This window comes from Pantoea sp. Morm (genome assembly GCF_016643525.1).
Lineage (GTDB): Bacteria > Pseudomonadota > Gammaproteobacteria > Enterobacterales > Enterobacteriaceae > Pantoea > Pantoea dispersa.
Window position 1 is genome coordinate 1 of record NZ_VOQX01000251.1, and the last position, 1,280, is coordinate 1,280.

The 1,280-nt window shown below is 68.9% G+C and carries 1 protein-coding gene; it reads left to right on the forward strand.

Annotation, left to right across the window (positions count from 1 at the left end; genetic code table 11):
- Window positions 1-1,280, forward strand: a 1,280-nt coding sequence (locus tag FT726_RS27325) for a type VI secretion system tip protein TssI/VgrG (RefSeq protein ID WP_346303854.1), incomplete at both ends; no start/stop codon positions are given.

The window sequence follows — 1,280 nt, forward strand, 5'->3', positions numbered from 1 at the left end:
GCGCGCATCGACCGGCACGCGCTGCTGGGGCAGCCGGTCACGTTCACGCTGCCGACGCAGAGCCTGCTGTCGCCGCGCTACCTCAACGGGAAAATCACGCGGGTGGCGGTGCGCAGCGAGGAGCTGAGCGGGACGCGCTACGCGGTGTACCAGCTGCGGGTGGAGCCGGACCTGTGGCCGATGCGCCGGGACCGCAACCTGCGGATATTTCAGGGTCAGACGGTGCCGCAGATAGTGCAGACGCTGCTGCAGGAGAACGGGGTGAACGTGGAGACGCGGCTGGGCAGCAGCTACCGGGTGTGGGAGTACTGCGTGCAGTACCAGGAGAGCAGCTTCGACTTCATCAGCCGGCTGATGGAGCTGGAGGGGATTTACTACTGGTTCCGCCACGAGGCGGAGCGTCACGTGATGGTGCTGTGCGACGGGGCGGACCAGCACGAGGCGTTCGCGGGCTATGAGACGATACCGTACCACGTGACGGCGTCGGGCGGGAGCGTGACGGAGGAGGGCATCAGCCAGTGGTCGCTGTGCGAGAGCGTGACGCCGGGGATGTACAGCACGGACGACTACGACTTCCGCAAGCCGAACGCGTGGATGCTGCAGGCGCGGCAGAACCCGGTGTCGCCGGTGCCGGGGGCGGTGGACGTGTACGACTGGCCGGGCCATTTTGTCGACCACAGCCACGGGGAGTTTTACACGCGCATCCGTCAGGAGGTGTGGCAGGTGGCGCACCACAGCGTGAGCGGAACGGGGACGGCGACGGGCATCGCGCCGGGGTACCGGTTCGGCATCGTGAACGCGCCGCACTTCAGCGACAACGGAGAGTACCTGGTGACGTCGGCGCGGTACGACTTCGAGGAGAACGGGTACGCGAGCGGCGGCGGCGGTGCGCGGCACAACATCGCGTTCACGGTGCTGCCGTCGTCGGTGACGTACCGCGCGGAGCCGGCGACGGCGTGGCCGAAGACGCACGGTCCGCAGACGGCGAAGGTGGTGGGCCCGGCGGGGGAGTCGATCTGGACGGACCGCTACGGCCGGGTGAAGGTGAAGTTCCACTGGGACCGCCTGGCGAAGGGCGACGACACGAGCTCGTGCTGGGTGCGGGTGTCAAGCGCGTGGGCGGGCCAGGGGTTCGGCGGGGTGCAGATCCCGCGGGTGAACGACGAGGTGGTGGTGGACTTCATCAACGGCGACCCGGACCGGCCGCTGATCATCGGTCGCGTGTACAACGAGGCGAGCATGCCGCCGTGGGCGCTGCCGGCGGCGGCGACGCAGATGGG